This window comes from Vibrio sp. YT-17, assembly GCF_033337375.1.
In the GTDB taxonomy this organism is placed as follows: domain Bacteria; phylum Pseudomonadota; class Gammaproteobacteria; order Enterobacterales; family Vibrionaceae; genus Vibrio; species Vibrio alginolyticus.
Genome location: NZ_JAWOQP010000223.1, coordinates 1 through 1,010 on the forward strand (window position 1 = coordinate 1; position 1,010 = coordinate 1,010).

Annotated in this window: 2 protein-coding genes; one reads left to right on the forward strand and one right to left on the reverse strand. The window is 48.8% G+C overall.

Features of this window, described 5'->3' with window-relative positions; genetic code table 11:
• A partial coding sequence (locus R7F67_RS25090) for an insulinase family protein (protein WP_318057568.1) occupies nucleotides 1-693 on the forward strand: 693 nt, incomplete at its 5' end.
• 57 nt (nucleotides 694-750) lie between these two features.
• Here R7F67_RS25090 and R7F67_RS25095 read toward each other — a convergent pair.
• Nucleotides 751-1,010: polymer-forming cytoskeletal protein (locus tag R7F67_RS25095; RefSeq protein ID WP_318057569.1), on the reverse strand; the 260-nt coding region annotated here is incomplete at its 5' end.

Sequence of the window (1,010 nt, forward strand, 5' to 3'; positions counted from 1 at the left end):
CACGGTTACAAAATGGTGATTGTTGCGGACGTTGAGCCTGAGCAAATTACGCCACTTCTACGCAAATACGTGGCATCAATTAAGATGAAGCCGGGTAAAGCTGTAGATTATCGTGTGTCATTTAATGATGAGCTGCCAGCGCGCTCGGTCGTCACTGATGGTCACGAGCCTTCATCGTTTTACCTGCTGCGTTTTACTAACACCGATAAGTACAACCGTACGGCAAAAGACACGGTGATAGAAGACATTCTGGAGCGCATCAGTGCCGCACGAGTGCTGGAGACGTTCCGTGAAGAATCAAGCTTAGATTACAGCCCTAGTATTTATACGATGACGCAAGATGGTGAGCCGATTTCGGACTGGTTGTTTGAATCGCAGGTGGATCCAAAAGATGTGGGTTTGATGGATAAACTGTTGGATAAGGTTTTCGACGATCTCGCGATCAACATTACCCAGAAAGAAGTCGACACTGCGGCCAAGCAGCTTGCTGTCGCGATGCAAGGATTGGGTGACAACCCTGGTTCTCGCGCTTGGGTTTACAGCCGCTACCTCGCGCACGACTACGGATTGGATGTTGTGTTGGATGTAGAGAAAGCCGCTAAGAGCGTAACACTAGAAGAAGTGAAAGCACGTGCGGCATCGGCGTTTGGTCCAAATGCCAAGCGTTCTGCGCTGATTCTCAACCCGATGTAAAACCAGACATTGGATCCAAACAGTAAAACAAAAAAGACGGCTTAATCGCCGTCTTTTTTATGCGCTTTTGCGGGCGAGTCGCTTTTCAGTGTTGGCGCTGTTGTCTTTCGCCGTTGCGCTTTCTTGCACTTTGCCTTTCAGGCTGACCACTTCTTTTTCTGGCAATTCTGCTGCTTCACCGAAGAACTTACCGCCCGGTTCAATGCTCAGATTGTTGCTCCAGATTTTACCACTGACACGGCCTTTAGTGAGTACTTGGATGTGCTCTGCGTGACAGTTTCCGTCCAGAATACCATTGATGATCAGCTGCTTGGCAT